Origin of the sequence: Bombilactobacillus thymidiniphilus (assembly GCF_023380245.1) — a bacterium.
Taxonomy (GTDB): Bacteria; Bacillota; Bacilli; order Lactobacillales; family Lactobacillaceae; genus Bombilactobacillus; species Bombilactobacillus thymidiniphilus.
In genome coordinates this window covers 1,450,204-1,469,380 of sequence record NZ_CP093365.1, presented here as the reverse complement: position 1 = coordinate 1,469,380, position 19,177 = coordinate 1,450,204, and the positions used below count along the sequence as shown (strand labels likewise).

Genomic DNA, 19,177 nt, shown 5'->3' with positions numbered 1-19,177 from the left:
CTCCTTACATAGATCAATTTTAAAACATAACGTTTCAACGCCTAAATTATATTACTTAAAGTTCACTTCAGGTCAATTAATTTTGTCCAAATTTAATGTAAAGGAAAAAACTAATATGTTGTACTCAGCAATTTATCAATCCCCATTAGGTAAAATCGTTTTACTAAGTGATGAAAAAGCTTTGTTAGGCTTATGGTTTAATAACCAAAAAAATTATGGTGCCCATTATGATCTTGCTGCAGCCAAAAAATCTAAAAGCCGCCCTATTAGGCTAGCTATCAACTGGCTATAAAGGTATTTTCAAGGACAAAAACCTGATATACATTCAGTTCCTATTAAACCGGAAGTAACATTTTTTAGACAGCAAAATACCTTACGGGCAAGCAACAACTTATTAGCAGTTGTCTGATTGCTTACAATCTGAACTAGCAATTAAAATTAATAAAGCACGCGCAGTTGGCAATGCCACAGGGCACAATCCAATTAGTTTAATCATCCCTTGGCCATCGCGTTTTAGGCAAAGATGGTTCATTAACTGGCTATGCTGGCGGTCTCACCCGTAAAAAAGCCTTGTTAAAACTGGAAAGTAATCAACAAGTATAATTAATTTCACAAAAATAGCCAATCCAAAGGATTAGCTATTTTATTTATTCAATCGTTGCAATAATATAGAACGATCGTGCTTTTGTTTTAAATTCAATCCTTGACTTAAATCTTGCCAAGTCTGATAGTCAACCGGCACAACTTTACTCTCTGGATTGACAAAATAGGCCTTGAAATTAGCATCCCAACTACTGTTAGTTGCCCAAATAAAATTAACATCACGATAATTCAGTACATAAGTGTGTTTAACATGTTGTCGACCTTGCTCTATACTTAAAGCTGTTGCAACTACGAAAGTTTGATGATAATCATAAGCAATATGATCAAACTTAATTCCTGTAAATAAGAAGAATAATGTTACTAACACAGAAAAAATACGTGGTGCCAAATTTAACCATGGCAAGATATTTAACAATATTATCAGCCATAAAAAAATTACAAAGACAAATTGACAACGTGGTCCATAAGGTGAAATTACGATAAATGGTGCTTGAGAAACAGTCGCTGATAAAAGTAACCAACAATTTGTCACCAGCAAAAGTCTATTGTGGAATCTTTGCCAATTCAGCCAGCACAAGACTACTAAAACAAATACAAAAATTAACATAGCTAACATAAGGTGTGGGCGTCCCACAAATAAATTTTTTAGGTAATTAATTAGTGTATCTTGTTGTACTTGACCAACACTGCGATAAGTATCTTTTCCCATTAAAACACGCACATAAGCACCATTGCAAAACATTAAAATGGCTCCAAGAAAATTTCCCAATGCCAATGGCTTTAAATATTGCTTTTTAAATGAGGAGGTCAAATGCTGCCGGCCTAAAATAAGTACCAATACAATATTCAAACAATTAAGTAACGTAATATGTTCAGCTAAAAATTGTGCGGCAATAGCACTTATGAACAAAAGCCAAGAATGATTAAATTGCGGATGTTGTTTATTATTCCAATATTTTAAAGTCAAAGCAATAAAAAAAAGTGGAAAAATTAGTGACGGACCATAATTAGCAAAACCAGCATGCCAACCCCAAATTTGTCGAAAAATACTTCTTGGTAGTAACAACAAAGCAAGTGAACTGAGTACCAATCTTAAATAATAATTGCTATGCGGGAAAATAATTCGTAAAATTCTGGCTATTAGATATGCTAATAAACTCCCACAAAAACCGTAAATTAAAAAACTAATAATTGGTAAATGACTCATCAAAATAATTAATAAATCGCCTAAATAGCGTCCATCATAGTTCAAAAAAGTGCCATTAAAAAAATAATTCTGTCCCCATGTACTCCACCAATTCAGGTCGTCACCTACTAATGGCATCCAATAGCCAAGTAAGCCAAATAATAAAAAATCCAAAATTAAAATAATGGACGATGCTTTTTTAAAGCAGGTCCATTTCTGCAATTTATCCCTCAATATTGCCCTCCTCCAATAAATTGTTAATACAACTCATAATTAAGATTTATAATTTGTTTTATCAGTTAATTATGTATTATTTAGTAAAAATATATTCATTATATTTAACCCAATAGGATGAATTTTAATCCAATAAGTGCATTTTGTAAATACAAAATGAGTAAATTAATTAGCATCTAAATCTAAAAATAAAAAAGACAATATTTCAGATAATTAAATAATCCAAAACATTGTCTTATAATTGCTAATGTTTTACTACTGATAAATCCTTAAGGATACAAAAACGTAGGCATATTGCGATCTGATCGCTTACCGGTTTTACTACTGATAAATCTTTAAGGGTACAAAAACCTCAAATCAAAAAGTAATCATCATTATTTTTATTAAAACATGCTTTTTATACAAAAAATAACATAATCACATCCACTATTGCCTACTTCACATAACTTATAATTACAGATAAGCATCATCTTAGAAAATCATTACTTTTCATGTGCGCTATGTCCGTGATAATTGCGTGGTGTACCGCCAGCTTGCAAATAATGTTGTTCATAGTAAGTCTGCAAATCATCAAATGCCTTAAGATAAGCTTGCCAAGCATTGCTCATCGCCTTATAACCAGACTGTTTAACAACCCCACGTCGTAGACGAGTGAGTGCTTTGTAAACCGGTTGCACATACTGCAAAATAGTATAACCGCGCTTAATATACATGGTCCGTTTACGAATTTGATGTAAATAATTAATAATCTCAGTTCCTTCTGGAAAAATCGGCAATGGCATAATCTGATCCACATGAACCTGCGCCAAAAAATCCAGATCATCCGTAGCTAAATGTTGAATTTTAGTAGTCAATGGTTTACGGGGTGTCTTTTGGAAATGCTTATAATCAACTAAACTGGTCGATAACAACTCCTTAACCACAGGCTTTTCAATAAATGGTTGTAAATCATTTTTTAACTGCTGATAATGTTTACGATCTATTTTCACTAAAATTTGATACTGCTTCAAAGATTGCAAATACTTATTAACCAACAACTGTAATTCAGGCTCGCATTGTAAAAGATACTTAATTTTAGTATTATTATCGTTCATGATCTTCAATCCCTATTAATTTTATTTCGGTACGGGGATAATTCTTTTCATTCATTTTAATAGCACTAACACCAACTATACGACTATCACGGACCTTTAAATCTTTGAAAATACTATCAAAAATTGCTTTTTGCAAATTGTCAATATCTGGTGCTGTTTTGCGCATGAGTTGCTTCACGTCTTTTTGATTCTTAGGTACAGGTAAATAAAAGGCTATCTCCGCTAGAATACCAAAAGGAGCATGGATAACTTGCTCAAAAGTATCATTGTACAAATGATGATCAGTCAAAAAAGTTTGGACATCATTCATATATTCTGTATATTTTGCAGGATAATATGTGATTGTCTTGCTCTTTGAACCACTAGTAACATGACGAAACTGCGGTCGTGGCGTTGCTAACGGTGCTAGCGGAATAATTGCTTGCCATTCACTCATTTCCAGTAACCTGCTTTTTATATTCTTGATAATGTGCCCGCTTAGCTGATGTCCAACTTGCTAATAACTCATTACCTTTAGTTTGTTCTGTTTGATTACCAGCCTGTAAACGCAAGACTTTTGCGAAATCAAGATTATTTTGCGAAAGGGACCATCCTCGTTTCTTAAGTGTATGAGCAACTTGCTTTTCTTGTTTGCTTAAATCAGTATTAGCTGGATCTTCTTTAACTTTTTTGTAATTATTCCACTCAGAATTTTGCAAAGCAATTAATTGCTGCATTTGCTGAAATGTAAACAATTCGCTAATTTGTTTTTCGCCGGATTTAATTTGCTTGATATAACGAAATAATGAACTCTTAGTCAAGTCAGTCTGTTCAACAATTTGTTTACGGTTGGCAGCTTCGATTAACCAAGCTGTCAACACTTTCAAAGCAGTAGGTGACAGCTGAAGTGCCGCCAATTTACGGGGCTTATACATTACAGAAACCTCCAAAATTAATATAATCTCATCTTAACAAGTACAAATAATTTGTCAATAACTATGGGTAGCAAAAAAGCAACTAGCTAACTAGTTGCTTACACTCGATCAAAATCTTTCATCCAAGCAATCGCCATTGCTTTTTCACCTAAATGAGTTCCAATAACTGGACCAAAATAGCTCTGCTCAATTGTAATGTCGGGAAATTCTTCACGTAAATGCGCCGTCCAGCGATCATTTTCTTTTGGATCATTAGCATCTAAGACTACTAAACGATAAGGAAACTTAGCTTCAGCTTGTGCTCTTCGAAAACGTTCTTCACTTTTCAAGTAAGCTTTCTTCTCTGAACGAACTTTACCATAAGCAACAATTTCATCTGTTTCATCATCAAAAGTTAATAAAGGTTTGATATTGAGCATATTACCGATTACTGCAGAAGCATTTGATAATCGTCCTCCCTTCACCAAGTTAGTCAAATCCTTAACAATGAAATTCTCATCAATTGTTGCGCGTAGCATATCTAAACGCGACAAAATCGTATCTAAATTAAGACCTTCTTGTGCCATTTTACCAGCCTGCAAAGCTAAATAACCCATTAATCTAATCGTTATTTGTGAATCATAGGGAACAAGTTTAATATTGGTTTTAGAAGCAGCCAAAGTATGTAAGCTGTTAATAAAGCCAGAAATCGTTGCTGCGAGATGAATTGAAATAACAATATCATAACCTTCATCAGCCAACTGGTCATACAATTTGTCCATTTCACCTAAGCTAGGTTGTGAGGTCTTCGGCAATTCATCCATATTGCGCATCTTTTCATAAAAATCGGCAGTGCTAATATCTACGCCTTCATGATAAGTATGCCCCTCCATTATTACTGGTAATGAAACAATATGAACACCATATTCTTGCGCTTCTTGCTTTGATAGATATGAAGAACTGTCAGTAACAACAGCAATTCGCATATTATTTTCATCAAACATTTTTTTACCAAACCATAATTCAAATTTTAATAGAAAATATTGTACCATATTACTACTAATAGTGTAAAATTGATACTTAGAAAATAAATCTAGTTATTGGAGTTCTACATTTATGTCGTTTGACGGTGTTTTTATCCATGCTTTACAACATGAATTACAACAAACCCTAGTTGGTGGTCGCATTAGTAAAATTCAACAACCTTTTGCGCAAGAAGTACTACTAACAATTCGTAATCATCATGAAAAGTATAATTTGTTACTGTCTGCTAACTCTACTTATCCACGCATTCAAATAACGCAGATTAAAACAATTAACCCGCCGACCCCAGCCAATTTCCTAATTGCGCTACGTAAGAACTTAGATAGTGCCGTAATTAAGCAAATTTATCAAATTGAAAACGATCGCATTTTGGTATTAGAATTAGTTAGTCGCAATGAGCTGGGGGATTTACAAACTTTTTTGCTTTACGTGGAAATCATGAGTCGGCACAGTAATATAATTTTAGTTAAAAAAGATCAGAATATTATTGTTGATGCTATTAAACACATTGATGAATCCCAAAATCGTTATCGCGAATTGCTGTCGAAAGTTAAGTATTGTTTACCACCGCAACCTGATAAAGTAAATCCTTTTGACAGCTTTGAACGTGAAAGATTCGTCAAATTTCATGTTAATCAAATTAACATCATGTCTACTGCAGAACGCGCCATTTTCATCAGACAATATTTTATGGGCTTAAGTAAAGAAAGTGCCCAAGAACTTAGCTTTAGGTTAAATGGCGCAACCGATTATAATGCCATTTTATATATAGTGAATACTTTCTTTACTGCCTTTAATACCCCGCAACCCATGATTTACACGCGCCAAAACCAGCAAATTTTCACAGCAATTGCTTACCATTCTTTAGTAAGCGCCGGATATAAAGAGCAATCTTTTTCAAATTTCGCTTCCATGTTGGACAATTTTTATCAACAAAGTGCACATCAAGAACGTTTGCGCCAAAAAGCTAGTACAATTATTCAAATTGCTAAACGTTATATTAAGCGTTCCCAGACTAAAATTAAGCGTTTAAATAAAGATTTAGATAAAACCAAAGATGCTGAAAAATATCGGATTGAGGGCGAATTATTAACTGCTTATTTAAGTAGAGTAGATCGTGGTCTTAACAGTATTAAATTACCGAATTACTATGATAACAATAATTTATTGGAAATCAAATTACATCCCGATCTTTCACCTAGTAAAAATGCACAAAAATATTTTAAAACTTATCAAAAATTGAAAAACTCCACTAAACATTTACAAGAACAATTACAATTGGCAACTACGGAGTTAAACTATTTTCAAGGTTTGTTAGCCCAGCTGGATTATGTCCGACTGGATGATTTAGCAGAGATTATCTTGGAGCTGCAACAGCAGGGGTATTTGAAAAATAAAAATACTAAAAAGAAAAAAGTTAAAACTCGCCCCGGCGAGTTATTTGTAGCGAGTGATGGTACTAATATTCGCGTAGGTAAAAATAATTTACAAAATGATTACATCACTAATAAGTTGGCTGACAAACGCTATACTTGGCTGCACATCAAAAATTTACCTGGTTCACACGTTATTATCGAAAGTTTAAATCCTAGTCACGAAACACTACTACAAGCAGCTCAACTAGCAGCTTATTTTTCCAAAGTCGGTGCGCAAGGAACTAAGGTTCCAATTGATTACACTTTGGTCAAACACGTTCATAAACCAAATAGTGCTAAACCAGGATTTGTCATCTATACAGATCAAAAAACATTACTAGTTGATGCTAAACTATTACCTACAAAATCAAAAAATACTCGAAATTGATTGTTCAGGTGTTTTTTGATTCGAATAATATTTCTCTAAATTAATTTAATATCAACATAGATTCTTTAATTATTGCTTATAGATACAAAAAAGTTAATGCTCTCTTACCAACTAATTTACCAGCTGATTCAACATTAGTTGCTTGGACAATCTATAAAACTGCTCAAAAAAAGCACTCAACCAATAATAATATTGGTCGAGTGCCGTTAAAATCCAAGATAATTGCTTAATTATTCCCCTCTTTCATCTTTTCTCTTTTTGCGATCCAAACCGATCATACCGAGCAAACTACTCAACAAACCAACACCGATCAAAGCAGTTGCACGATCTTGTTGTTGATTATCTGACATTTGCGGTAATTTCTGATTCGAACTATTCAATGCTGGATCAGCAACTTTAGCATTTGGATCAAATTTTAGTTGATTCGTTGATCCCATCGAACCAGATCCTGTTATTTCGGAACCATCGCCATTGGCACCACTATTATTTGAAGCACTAGGCATCAAGCCGGCATTAGAACTATCACTCGATTGCGTTCTTGCATAGTTAACAATCGTAATCACATCTGGATCATTGGCATCTGCCACCGCACTAGCAACCTCTTTGGTATCGACCGGATAATAACCTTGTGCGCTTAAATCAGGTATTCTTTGTGCGGCAAAGCTTTGAGTTTGATTGATTTTGGCAAATGCACTTGCCAAATCAGTAGCATCAACTTGACCATCACCATTTGTATCATAACCCAACAATGCACCTGTTGTTTTATTCACAATTGCCTGAATTTGATAAACAACTTGTTGCACGGTTGGCGCACTCAAGGTGTTACCAGCTTGATCTTGATACTTAATAATTCTTATAACTGTTTTTTGTAAATCTGCTTGCGAAACACCCATTGGCCAAACAACACTTGGGTTACTGCTGTCAATAGATTGGCCGGGCTTCACGTTATCACTTGGTTGAACTTCTACAATTCCGTTATCACCACGTGTATAGGTGACCGTTACCGCGTCATCACCGGTTGGATTAGTATTGGCAGATACCTCTTGATCGGGTATAAAACCTGCCACAACTGGCGCTGAAGCTTTATCCCACTGCAAATTATTCTTAGCGAAATAATCTTGAATAGCAGCCATTTTAGCAGCAAACGGACTACTGAAATTACCAATACGAATATTAACATTTTGACCAGTACCATCAGTATTATAACCAACTAACTCACCCGTATTTGGATTAACCATTGCAATCAAATCATAAGTCACAGTTTGCACTTCATCAGGTTTAACTTGAGTACCATCGCCATATTGATATTTGATGGTTCTAGTATAAGTTTGTTTTAAAGCTTGTGGTTGTGCATCTTCAGGCAAAGTAATCGTTGTTCCATCAGGTGCTGTGATTGTTTTTCCATCTTGACTGTGAACAGGAACTAATGATAAATCTGGTGTTGGATTAGGAGTAGGATTTGGTGTTGGCGTTGGTGGCGTCGTGTCACCGCTCCCTCCGTCAGTGCTGTTTGGTGTATAAGTGACAGTAATTGTTAACGTATTATCACTGCCATTAATTGTTGGATCCATATCCTCAACTGTATTCTTATCAGGAGCATAACCATCTATTGTCGGTGATGTAACACTTGAAAATTGATTATTACCCAAAGATGCTCTAATCGCCTCTTGTCGATTATCAGTGTCAACTGTCCCATCACTATTTGTATCATAACCTAAGAATTCACCTGTTTCAGTATTCACAATGGCTGTCAAATTATACTCAATTGTTTGGTTAGCAGGATCGGGAGTTTGCACACCATTAGGCGTAACATAATTAACAACTTCTTTCACTTCACCCTTTAAATTAGTCGACCAAGCTGGTGCTGGCACTTTAGGACTACCATCATTATTATCGTCAATCAAACTATTTTGTTGCTTGCCATCGCTAGCAGTAAAGGGCTTGGTGGCCTGTGGTGTATAAGTGACAGTTACAGGATCAGCATTAAAAGTTGCTCCTGTTTCAGCAACCGATACTTGATCTGGACTATAATTTGGCACTGTCGGTGATTTCACTGCTACAAATTTTTTCTTACTAATCACTGCGTTAATAGCAGTGTCTTTATCTTGCGTATCAACAGCGCCATCGCCATCAGTATCATAACCTAAGAAATCACCATTGGTTTCATCCACAATTGCGGTCAAACTATATGGCACCGTTTGAACAACCTTTTGAGGAGCGCTTGTCTTACCATCACTGATTATATAAGTGATGGTTCGCGTTGCATTACCCGTCAAAGCATCTTTCGTTGCTTTTTCAGGTGTCTTAATGTCACTACCAGGTTCAATCGGATCATCTGCTGTATGAGCAGCCCCACCAGAAATCGGTATCGTACCATCTTTAGTATAAGTTACAGTCACTGTCGGCGACTCATGATCGACTTGATTACCTTCAACTGCTTTTTGATTTGGTGTATAACCTAATTGCTTTGGCGACTTGATTGAGGAATATGATTCTGAATTTTGCTTGAAATAAGCATCGATGGCTTCATTCTTGTCTTTAGTATCCACGGTTTTATCACCGTCGGTATCATAGCCCAAGAAAGTACCATTAGCATCAACAATGGCGACCAAATGATACGGATGTGTTTGAACATCAGACTTAGCAGCATTGGCATCAGGCAGTGAGCCATCATCAGCTACATAACTAATGGTTTGTTGAACTTTACCGTTTAATGCATCAAATTGAGCATCAGCAGATAAATCAATTGTTCCGCCATTCCCATCATCGATAGTCGTTTGGTCAGTATTTAAATCGTTTCCATCTACTGCTACTACATCATCATGCGTATAATAAACGATTACATCTTTGTCTTCTTGACTAGCCGGTACCTTATCCTGACTAGCAGTATAGCCAGCAATGGTCGGTGAATCTTGACTAGGAAATTGCGTATTTTTCAAAGCCGCCTGAATCGCCGTAGTTTTATCAGTTGTATCTACTTTGTCATCACCGTTCGTATCATAACCTAAGAAATCACCCGTCGTTTGATCAACAATGCCCTTCAAATGATACTCAACACTTTGCGGTACTGATGAAACCGCAACTCCATTATTCACTGCTTGTGTACCATCCGAAAATTGATAACTAATGGTCCGATCAACTGAGCCATCCAATGCATCACTGGCAGCTTCGGCAGGTAAAGTAGCCTCACTACCATCAATCGGATCGCCTGTTTGATGACCCTCACCCGAAACCGTTACGGTCTTATTAGGTGTATACTTAACTTTCACATCCGGAGTATTTAGTTCAGCATCTACTACTGGCACCGTTGTCAAATCAGCCGTATATCCCGGAACCACAGGAGAGTCTTGAACATAAAATGTTCTATTATTATCCTTTAAATAAGCTTCCACTGCCGCTTTTTTATCTTTAGTATCAGCCCAACCATCACCATCAGTATCGTAACCAACAAAATCGCCAGTCTTTTCATTGACAATGGCCGTCAAACTATATGGCACTGTTTGAATGACCGACTCAACTTTATTACCATTTTCATCATTAGGGAGAGTAGAGCCATCCGATGTTACATAATTAATCGTCCGCTGAACATTACCTGTAGAATTAATCTGCCAAGCCTCTTCAGGCATCGTTACTTCACTGTTCTCTGATACAGGTGTCTTACCAGTAATTGGATCAGCATCAGGATTATCCGTAACTGAGATCATCTTATTTTTAGTATATTTGACAGTAACCGTTTGATTTTGGCTACCATAAGGAATATCAGTAGCTTCCACCGTCGAAATATCTGGATCACCATAATCTTGCGCACTTAAATTAGGTGAAATAACTTCAGAAGCTGTTAAATCTTGCGGATAATTAGCTTGAATAGCTTCATCTTTGTCTTTAGTTGTGGAACCATCAGGTTTGACATAACCGTCAAAAGTAATGCCCGTTACTTTCCCATCAGTTTCTTGCAAAGTAAATTGCGCTTGCACTTGATAATCAATGGTCTGAACGATAGGTTTGGCAACTACTTGATCAGTATTATCAGCATCCACATAATTAATAGTCCGGGTCGTTTCACTCTTTAAATTAGTGGCATAAGCCTCTTCTGGCCAAGTGACACCATCAGGGTCCCGTGGATCAATTGTATAACCTTCTTTAATTCCTGCATCAGCACCAATTTGTACTACATCATTGCTCAAAACTGGTAACTTAGCATAATAAACTGTCACATCACTAGCACCTGGAACAGCACTGGAACTGTTAACATACGGATGATCAGGCGTCGAATAACCATAAACACTGGGCGACTCTTGCTGTTGGAAATTTTGAGCAACTTTTGTCACCGCAGCATCTTTAGCATCTTGGACACTAGAATAATCACTAATCAAAACATCTGGGATACCATCATTGTCAGTATCATAACCGATTAATTTATTACCATCTGTTTTATCGATAATTCCCGTCAAATTGTAATCAACCCTTTGAACAACATCTGGACTGATTGCAATCCCTGGTTGAGCTTGATCTTGATAATGAATGGTCCGCGTTACTGTATCTACCAAATCATCTTCGTTCACTCCATCAGGCAAAGCATTATTATTATCACCGCCTGTTACAACTCCATAGCCTGACTCTGTTTGATTAGCTTTGCTATAATAAACCGTCACATCACTGGAATCATCATCTTTTATCTGCGCAGGAGCCGCATCAACTGTTGCCTTATCTGGCGCATTGTAACCATCAATACTAGGTGATGTTACTTCTGCAAAATTCTTAATATTAGTATTGGTTGTATCACCTTGTGCCCCAATGTCTGTTAACGCTGCATCACGATCTGTTTGATCAACTTTTCCATCACCATCGGTATCATAACCTAAAAATGTGCCGTCATCATTGACTACAGCAACTAAATAATAATCAACCGTTTGCGGTTTATCATCAGCAATTTTTTTACCTGTTGATCCATCGACATAGTGAATCGTCCGTTTCACAGTAACACGCAACTGATCTGATGCTGCTTCATCTGGAACTGTGACATCAGTATCTGGAATCGTGGCTCCCGCTACTAAATTATCATCATACGTGATAATGTGGGTCCCACTTTTAGCTACTGGTTTATAAACATAGGTAACCGTTTTACCATTGGTATCATCATCCAAGTCACCACTTGCAGGGATGCCCTGTGACTCATCTACTTTCACAAATTCATAACCAGAAATTTCGGGTGGGTTTTGTGCACTATATGTTGTTCCGTCGTTACTGATAGTCACCTTTTGTTCTACAGTTCCATCACCAATCGGATTGCCATTTAAATCCACATATTGTAAATTCACAAAGGGTGCTGGCGTGAATTGGAATTGATTAATCTTGAACTCTTGTAAATTCGTATTCCAACCAGTCGAAGCTGCCATCATCAGTGAAACTGATTTATACATATCAGTATCTGGAATTGTTTTAGTCCAAGTCAAAGTCTGGCCACTATATTGCTTAAAAGTCACTTTTAATTCGCGCGTACTTGCCGTATAAGTCACTGTAAAATCGTGCAACTGATTATCCATGTCCGTATAATCTAAGCCTTGCACTGAATCTTTATCAACTGTAGCCCACCAACGTGGATAAGTATTCCCGTCAGTTCCTTCCACAGCTGGTCGAAAATCGGTTGTCACAAAACCACCATATGCATAATAACCTTGAGGCACTGGATCAGCATCCCAACCAAATTCATTATCACTATTGGTGGGATCTGGTTTTTGGGCATCATTCGGGAAGGTATCAAGTTTGAAACCTTGTGCATTTTGTAAACCACCAATTCCTAAGTTACCACCAAAAGCTCCGATATCATTCGTATTGCCTGTATGCAAGGCAAAACTAACACCATCAGCGCCACCATAGTAACTAGGTTTACTACCTAAACGAACTTGACCATTCAACGAAAAGTCATGACTTAAATCAATTTTATTTTTTAAACTAAAACTACCAACGTGTGAACGATCGTCTGGTGTAAACGTAAATAAGCCAGTGTTGGGATCGTAAGTGCCACTACCATTGTAATCAAAATAATCTAAAAAATTATCTTTGGTTACATTAGCCATGCCATTTTCATCAAGACCAGATTCACGCAATACATCTTTGTATGAAACTTGCTTGATTGACGGAGTATATCTGTTATCACGCCCTAAACTATTCTTTGTGAAATTTGTCGAGGCTGGGCTCGAATTAGTTTGATTATTGGTAGACGTCGTATCAGTTTGGTTGATAGAACTAGTACTAGCAGAATAATTAGTCGTTTTAGATGTAGCAGGATCGACAGCAACATTATTTTGTGGCGTATTTGCGGCTGTGAAATCTGCCGTTGCTGCTGATTGACTAGTAGTCATTTGCGAATTGTTAACATTAGCAACAGGCGCCTGTTTGGTAGTTACGGTATTAGTCGGCGATATATCATCATTATTCAAAGTCGCTTGATTGCTATCCTCCGACGCCCCATCAGTTAAGGTCGCTGCCCGTGTCGTAATGTTATTTAAATTAGCACCAAAGAAGAAAATAGTTGATGTTGTAATTGCCGCGAAAACCCAGTGCTTTTTTGCTTTATACATTTTATAGTGAACTTTTTGTTCTTGTTGATACTTTGTCATACTATCCCTCCATTTATAAGTGACACATTTACCAAATCCAAAGCCATAATATAGCGCTTACAAAAAAAATAAAAATAATTTGCTTATAAAAACACACAAAAATATTAGTTGTCGATTGTGTATGCTACATCAAAAGACTGTTATCTTAAATTTTTAGACAAAAAAATACCAACAACCTTGTAAAAAGATCGTTGGAATCATAAATCTAATCTAGCGAAAAATAATTAACGCGATTATTGTAAATACCATTATTTTGATGCAAAATTGTTACTTTTCGACCAAAATAATTACTTTCTTGCCTAGGATTTTGCGCATCAACACCAATCATGACATGGCATAATGTCGTAATAAAATCCGTATTAATTTGACTAACTAAACCGACATTAGTTGAAAAACCGGGTAATAAATGTAGAACTTTTTTTCCATCAGTCACAATGGTTCCATACTGAAGTTTAAGTAGTTGCTCTTTTAAATAATTGTTCACCACTTTATTAAGAGTAGCAGTCGCCAAAACAGGAAGCGAATTAATTTCTATCTTTTTAGAACCTAAAGCTTTAAAAGTAGTTTGAATAGGCACTGATAGCCAAATTTTCTGATCAGTATCTTGAATAAAAACTATTTCATACACTTCGTTAGCAGGCAATTCACGCAAATAACTGCCAATATTCAAAATACTGATTGGATAATTCTTATTATTCTCGGCAGTATTAATACTTACATTAGTTATATTATGCTTTTGATATAAGTGAGAGTGCAGTGCGGGAGAATCAGTATAAAAATCAATTGTAGTTTTCGAATCAATTTTGCTCAATAAATTACCACGAGCAGCCACACTATAACCATATTTGCGAAAAGAATGCAATAAATTATGTGCCAACATCACCATTTCATAGTTCGAAATAACATCAGCATTTTGGTAATTATCGACTAATATTTGATATTTTTTTGTCGTCAATTGATCATTCAAAAAAGCTGTATAATAGCTTTTAACTTGTCCAGACTCCGTAAGACCAAAAGAAGCTGGTGTAGTTAATTGTACAGTATTATTCTCTAACTGGGCTGTAATTTGTTCTGTTTGTGGAACCGTAATCTTCCATAACTTTGCAATCAAATAATTGGTAAAGCCATAAATTTTACTTTGTGTAAATAACTGTAAATCACCTTTATTTATTGCCAATTCCCGAGCCAAAGTTAACAAATGCGCTATCGCCTCTAAATAAGTCAAATTATAATGCGTAAAACTGCGAATGGCACTTAAATCAAAACCGCGATCCAACGATTCACAGATCACCAAAATACGTGAAATTTTGTTACTAAAAAGTTCTGCTTCTAATTGTTCATCACTCAAAGCGTGTAGTGGATGTTCCAAAAAGATGTCTTTTACTAAATCTAACGCTTTAAATCCTTTCATTGCAACAGTTTCTAAATTATTGCCATTTACAACAATGGCACCAGTTGAAGATTGATGCGGACCTAAATTAATATTTAAATCTTTTTTATTGTGTGTTTGCCAAACCGGTACACGCGCCGTTAAATGATTGGGCGTCAATTCTAAAGCGGCATTAATTTGATCACCTGACAAAGTAGTAATATTTTGCAACTGTTTACCAATACTAACCTGGCAAATTACTTCTAATAATGGATAACCACTATTTTCAATAATCGGTAAAATTTTACTTTGGAAAATTGGCGATATTTCCAAAACATAAAAAGCATTAGTCACTTCATCTACTGCTAAATGAAAAGTACATATACCAACGGTTTGCAACAATGAAGTTAACTTCAAAACAGCATCGCGCAAACGCTGCAATAAATGATTACTTAGCGAAAATATTGGCGAAATACTAGTAGAATCATTGGAGTGAATGCCAATTGGATCCATATCTTCTGATGAATAAATTAAGGCCTTATTATCAAATTTATCGCGCACAGTAGCCAAAGTGATTTCTTTAAAAGATTTAATTCCGCGCTCCACCTCAAAACTATCTTCTTTCATTTCGACTGCCGCAACAAAAAAGTCTTGCAACTGTGCTAAATTATCAATTGTATTCCAATACATCCTTTGTTCGACATCATTAGCACGAATAACAATCGGAAAATTGTGATCTTTTGCAAAAAGTTGTGCTTCTTCTAAATTATGCACATTTTGATGTTCAATTAAGCGGAAACCAAAATTTGCCAAATAATGATTTAAGGAACGTTTGCTTAGGCTTAGATCCAAATTTTGCATATTGAAATTCAATAAATGCGTCTTACTTGCCAAAAACTCTTCATTTCTCAGCAAGTTTCGAAAAACATTCAAAGTATTAAGGCTACTGAAAGCAGGAAAAATCAAATCAATATCATAAGTCTTATCCAATGCCAGCAAAGTAGATACTGAAAATTCCGCAAAAATAACTTGAAAATGTTCTTTATGCAAATCAAATAACGATTCACGATTTTCTGTTAATAATAAGACTTCATAGCCCTCATTAATAAAAGAATCTACTGCTACTGATAAAGCTTTCTCTTGTTCTAATTTTTCATTAGTAATTAAGCCTGTAATCGTGCCAGTTATTAAAATTGTTTTTGTCATAGTTGTTTACCTTGCCAAAATGAATTGATCATTTCAATAAATTCATCAAAAATATACAATGCATCATGTGTACCAGGTGCTGATTCTGGTTGAAACTGTACAGTCATTGTTGGATCAAAACGATGACGCAGGCCTTCAATCGAATTATCAACTACGCAACGGTAGGTAATAAAAAAATTAGTCCGCGCTTGTTTTGTCAGTTCTACCGTATAATTATGATTATGATTGGAAAATTCAATATTTTCAGTGGCAATTTCTAAAGTTGGTATGTTAGAACCATGATGTCCCACGCTTAATTGACTAACTTGCGCCCCATTAGCTAAAGAAACTACCAAATGCCCCAAACCGATCCCCATAATTGGAACCTTACCTTCAATCTGTCGACAAGTTTCGATGGTATCACTAATTTCCAAAGGACTTCCCGGACCGCTAGTATAAAGTACAGCATCAGGAGCTAATTCTAAAATATCTTCAGCTGTAGTGTTATATGGCAAAATGATAGAGTCACATTTACGAATGGATAACTGACGTAAAATCGAAAATTTCAATCCTAAATCAATGACCACAATTTTGAAACCAACATTTGGATTAGGATAAGGTTGTTTGGTGGATACAGTTTTAACGCGATCACGTGGAATAACTAAGGCACGAATTTGATCAATAGCATGTTCGTCATCCGTATCCATAATACTAGCTTTCATTGCGCCATATTCTTTAATATGTCTGGCTAAACGTTGCACATTAACATTAGTAATCCCAGGTATTCGACGTTTTCTCAAAAAAGTGTCAATTGAGTTACTAGCAGTGGATGTTATTTGTTGATAAGGTACGCTATTAAAAATAGCCCCCTTACAACTTGGTGTGATGGACTCATAATCGTCACGATTTAAACTTTGATTACTGATCATAGGACTCATAAACACAATAATTTGATCATTATAGGTTTGATCCGTAATGACATGCTCAAAGCCACCTATATTGTTGGTAATTACTAACTCCCCAGTTGAAGTAGTTGCTGCTCCGACAGCATCGCCCTTAAAGACTGTGCCATCTTCTAAAATTAAATATCTTGTCATTAGACCTCACTATTAACTATGCTGATGCTATCCCCATCATCTACTTCTGCTACTGCTACCTTAATGACCTCTTGATGTGATGTTGGAATATTTTTTCCCACATAATCGGCACGAATTGGCAATTCACGATGTCCACGATCGACTAAAACAGCCAGCGAAATTTTTTCTGGACGACCAATACTCATAATTGCATCTAAAGCAGCACGAATAGTTCTGCCTGTATATAAAACATCATCCACTAAGACAACGTTTTTATTATTAATATCATCCGCAGTAAATTCTAATTGCTGCCCATTTTTTTCTTGCACATCATCCCGAAAGTTAGTTACATCTAGTGAAAAAGCTGGTACCTCGTAATCTTCTAATTGACGCAAGCGAGTTTGGATTCTCTGAGCCAAATAAGCGCCACGCGTTCTTATACCAACTAAAATCAAATCTTGCTTACCCTTATTTTTTTCAATTATTTCATAAGTAATCCGTGTCAGAGTTCGTTTCATGGTTTTACCGTCAACAATTTCCTTACACATCCTGTACTCCTCCAGTTAAATAAAAAAGCATTCACTAGTCTTCAGTGAATGCAACAATGTACGACAATCGACCTTGTCAGTTTCACAGAACCAGTTTAAAGGTTTATAGTCTAAGATTAGATATTTATTACCCAATTGTCAATCTACTTAACTTTGCAACTCTTGCAATCTTTGTTGAAAAATAGCAGGTGGATCAATGCTAAATTCCATCCATTTATTAGTCCGTGGATGATAAAATCCTAAGGTCTGCGCGTGCAAAAACTGTCCTTTACCAGCTAAAGTCTTACGTGGTCCATAAAGTGGATCGCCGGCCACTGGATGACCAATATATTTTAGATGGACGCGAATTTGATGCGTCCGTCCAGTCTCTAATTGGCACTCAATTAAAGCATAATCGGCAAAATTATGCAAAACTTTAAAATGAGTTACAGCAGCTCTGCCATTTTCAATAACAGCTTGTTGCTTACGATTTTGTGGATTGCGACCAATAGGCGCCTCAATTGTACCAGATTTTTCCGTAAAAGGCTGATGTACAATAGCCACATAACGCCGTAAATTCGTTTTATCTTTTAATTGTCGACCAAGTGACTCTTGTGCTAAAGCAGTTTTAGCAATCATTAATAATCCCGAAGTATCCTGATCAATGCGATGTACAATACCCGGTCGATATTCATTGTTACTTTGGATTTGAGTATGATACAAAATAGCATTAACTAGTGTTTGATCCGGATGTCCAGCAGCCGGATGCACAACCATACCTTGCGGTTTATTAACTACTAAAACATCATGATCTTCATATACGACATCCAAAGGAATATCCTGTGGATAAGCCTTTAAAGCAGGTGGTGCCGTTGGTTGAACGATCACTAGATCATTAACTTTTACATTAAAACCAGTTTTAGTAACTATTGCATCTGCCACTTTTACTTGACCATTCTTAATCCATTTTTGGATTTGGGCCCGCGGATAATTAGATTCATGTTTTACGATTGCTTTATCCAATCGCAAGCCCGGCTGTTGATTAACAAAGGAAAAAGACTCGATAAAAAACACCTACTTTTTTTGTTCATCCTTTAGTAGATAAACAATTAATAAAATTACGCCACTTGTAATTAAAATATCTGCAATATTACAGACAAAATTCAAAAAAGGTAAATTAAACAAATTAATCGCAATCATGTCCACAACATGCCCACGAAATACTCGATCAATTGCATTCCCAATCGTACCTGCCAACAGCAAAGTTATACTAGTTAAAAACAATGGACGTCGTTCCTTGCCTTTTAACAGCAAATAACTAAAAATAATTACTGCAATTATCGTAATAATATAAAACAACCACCGCTTATTATTCAAAATATTATAAGCTGCACCATAATTATTAACATGATCAATTGCTAATACGTTAGGAATTATACTAATATTTTGTCCTAACATCACTTGAGCTACAGTCCACCATTTAACAAGCTGATCAATAATAATACCCGCTACTAATAAAACTATATATAATGACATTTATTTA

Annotated in this window: 13 protein-coding genes and 1 pseudogene; 3 read left to right on the top strand and 11 right to left on the bottom strand. The window is 35.8% G+C overall.

Annotated elements, in window-relative coordinates; all coding sequences use genetic code 11:
* Positions 1-82: 82 nt before the first annotated feature.
* Both MOO47_RS07790 and MOO47_RS07785 read left to right on the top strand, forming a co-directional pair.
* Entirely contained in the window at positions 83-292 is a 210-nt protein-coding gene (locus MOO47_RS07790) for a hypothetical protein (RefSeq protein WP_249512812.1), read from the top strand.
* 251 nt (positions 293-543) lie between these two features.
* A pseudogene (locus tag MOO47_RS07785) lies at positions 544-603 on the top strand (hypothetical protein); the annotation flags it as partial.
* A gap of 40 nt (positions 604-643) precedes the next feature.
* Here the strand turns inward: MOO47_RS07785 and MOO47_RS07415 are convergent.
* The 5 genes from MOO47_RS07415 to MOO47_RS07395 form a co-directional block, all read right to left on the bottom strand.
* On the bottom strand, positions 644-2,023 hold the full coding sequence (locus MOO47_RS07415; RefSeq protein WP_249512811.1) for a hypothetical protein: 1,380 nt from the start codon (positions 2,021-2,023) through the stop codon (positions 644-646).
* A gap of 482 nt (positions 2,024-2,505) precedes the next feature.
* Positions 2,506-3,117 carry a hypothetical protein gene (locus MOO47_RS07410; RefSeq protein WP_249512810.1) on the bottom strand — a complete coding sequence of 204 codons (612 nt, stop codon included), beginning with the start codon at positions 3,115-3,117 and terminating at the stop codon, positions 2,506-2,508.
* Entirely contained in the window at positions 3,107-3,553 is a 447-nt protein-coding gene (locus tag MOO47_RS07405) for a RusA family crossover junction endodeoxyribonuclease (RefSeq protein WP_249512809.1), read from the bottom strand. The genes MOO47_RS07410 and MOO47_RS07405 overlap by 11 nt, the downstream gene beginning before the upstream one ends.
* Positions 3,546-4,031, bottom strand: a complete 486-nt coding sequence (locus MOO47_RS07400) for a hypothetical protein (RefSeq protein WP_249512808.1) — start codon at positions 4,029-4,031, stop codon at positions 3,546-3,548. The genes MOO47_RS07405 and MOO47_RS07400 overlap by 8 nt, the downstream gene beginning before the upstream one ends.
* A 98-nt stretch (positions 4,032-4,129) precedes the next feature.
* On the bottom strand, positions 4,130-4,996 hold the full coding sequence (locus MOO47_RS07395) for a DegV family protein (RefSeq protein WP_249513572.1): 867 nt from the start codon (positions 4,994-4,996) through the stop codon (positions 4,130-4,132).
* Between the two features lie 130 nt (positions 4,997-5,126).
* On the opposite strand from MOO47_RS07395, the gene MOO47_RS07390 reads away from it, so the two are divergent.
* A complete protein-coding gene (locus MOO47_RS07390; RefSeq protein ID WP_249512807.1) occupies positions 5,127-6,857 on the top strand; it encodes an Rqc2 family fibronectin-binding protein in 1,731 nt (576 codons plus the stop codon).
* A gap of 230 nt (positions 6,858-7,087) precedes the next feature.
* On the opposite strand, the gene MOO47_RS07385 is transcribed toward MOO47_RS07390, so the two are convergent.
* From MOO47_RS07385 to lspA, 6 genes are all read right to left on the bottom strand, one after another.
* Positions 7,088-13,477 carry a mucin-binding protein gene (locus tag MOO47_RS07385; RefSeq protein ID WP_249512806.1) on the bottom strand — a complete coding sequence of 2,130 codons (6,390 nt, stop codon included), beginning with the start codon at positions 13,475-13,477 and terminating at the stop codon, positions 7,088-7,090.
* A 205-nt stretch (positions 13,478-13,682) separates the two neighbouring features.
* Positions 13,683-16,052, bottom strand: coding sequence for an ATP-binding protein (locus tag MOO47_RS07380; protein ID WP_249512805.1), 2,370 nt, complete (start codon positions 16,050-16,052; stop codon positions 13,683-13,685).
* The gene (locus tag MOO47_RS07375; RefSeq protein WP_249512804.1) at positions 16,049-17,128 is read right to left on the bottom strand and encodes a carbamoyl phosphate synthase small subunit; all 1,080 of its coding nucleotides are present in this window, start codon (positions 17,126-17,128) and stop codon (positions 16,049-16,051) included. Before MOO47_RS07375 ends, MOO47_RS07380 begins: the two co-directional genes overlap by 4 nt.
* The gene (pyrR, locus tag MOO47_RS07370) at positions 17,128-17,655 is read right to left on the bottom strand and encodes a bifunctional pyr operon transcriptional regulator/uracil phosphoribosyltransferase PyrR (RefSeq protein ID WP_249512803.1); all 528 of its coding nucleotides are present in this window, start codon (positions 17,653-17,655) and stop codon (positions 17,128-17,130) included. The genes MOO47_RS07375 and pyrR overlap by 1 nt, the downstream gene beginning before the upstream one ends.
* A gap of 147 nt (positions 17,656-17,802) precedes the next feature.
* Complete coding sequence (locus MOO47_RS07365; RefSeq protein WP_396022070.1) at positions 17,803-18,699, bottom strand: RluA family pseudouridine synthase; 897 nt, start codon at positions 18,697-18,699, stop codon at positions 17,803-17,805.
* Positions 18,700-18,708: 9 nt separating this feature from the next.
* The gene (gene lspA / locus MOO47_RS07360) at positions 18,709-19,170 is read right to left on the bottom strand and encodes a signal peptidase II (protein WP_249512801.1); all 462 of its coding nucleotides are present in this window, start codon (positions 19,168-19,170) and stop codon (positions 18,709-18,711) included.
* Positions 19,171-19,177 lie beyond the last annotated feature (7 nt).

Excerpts from the sequence above, each read along its gene's own strand:
- MOO47_RS07410 (WP_249512810.1), bottom strand. The coding sequence starts at position 3,117 with ATGAACGATAATAATACTAAAATTAAGTATCTTTTACAATGCGAGCCT.
- MOO47_RS07405 (WP_249512809.1), bottom strand. The coding sequence starts at position 3,553 with ATGAGTGAATGGCAAGCAATTATTCCGCTAGCACCGTTAGCAACGCCA.
- MOO47_RS07400 (WP_249512808.1), bottom strand. The coding sequence starts at position 4,031 with ATGTATAAGCCCCGTAAATTGGCGGCACTTCAGCTGTCACCTACTGCT.
- MOO47_RS07395 (WP_249513572.1), bottom strand. The coding sequence starts at position 4,996 with ATGCGAATTGCTGTTGTTACTGACAGTTCTTCATATCTATCAAAGCAA.
- MOO47_RS07390 (WP_249512807.1), top strand. The coding sequence starts at position 5,127 with ATGTCGTTTGACGGTGTTTTTATCCATGCTTTACAACATGAATTACAA.
- MOO47_RS07385 (WP_249512806.1), bottom strand. The coding sequence starts at position 13,477 with ATGACAAAGTATCAACAAGAACAAAAAGTTCACTATAAAATGTATAAA.
- MOO47_RS07380 (WP_249512805.1), bottom strand. The coding sequence starts at position 16,052 with ATGACAAAAACAATTTTAATAACTGGCACGATTACAGGCTTAATTACT.
- MOO47_RS07375 (WP_249512804.1), bottom strand. The coding sequence starts at position 17,128 with ATGACAAGATATTTAATTTTAGAAGATGGCACAGTCTTTAAGGGCGAT.
- pyrR (WP_249512803.1), bottom strand. The coding sequence starts at position 17,655 with ATGTGTAAGGAAATTGTTGACGGTAAAACCATGAAACGAACTCTGACA.
- lspA (WP_249512801.1), bottom strand. The coding sequence starts at position 19,170 with ATGTCATTATATATAGTTTTATTAGTAGCGGGTATTATTATTGATCAG.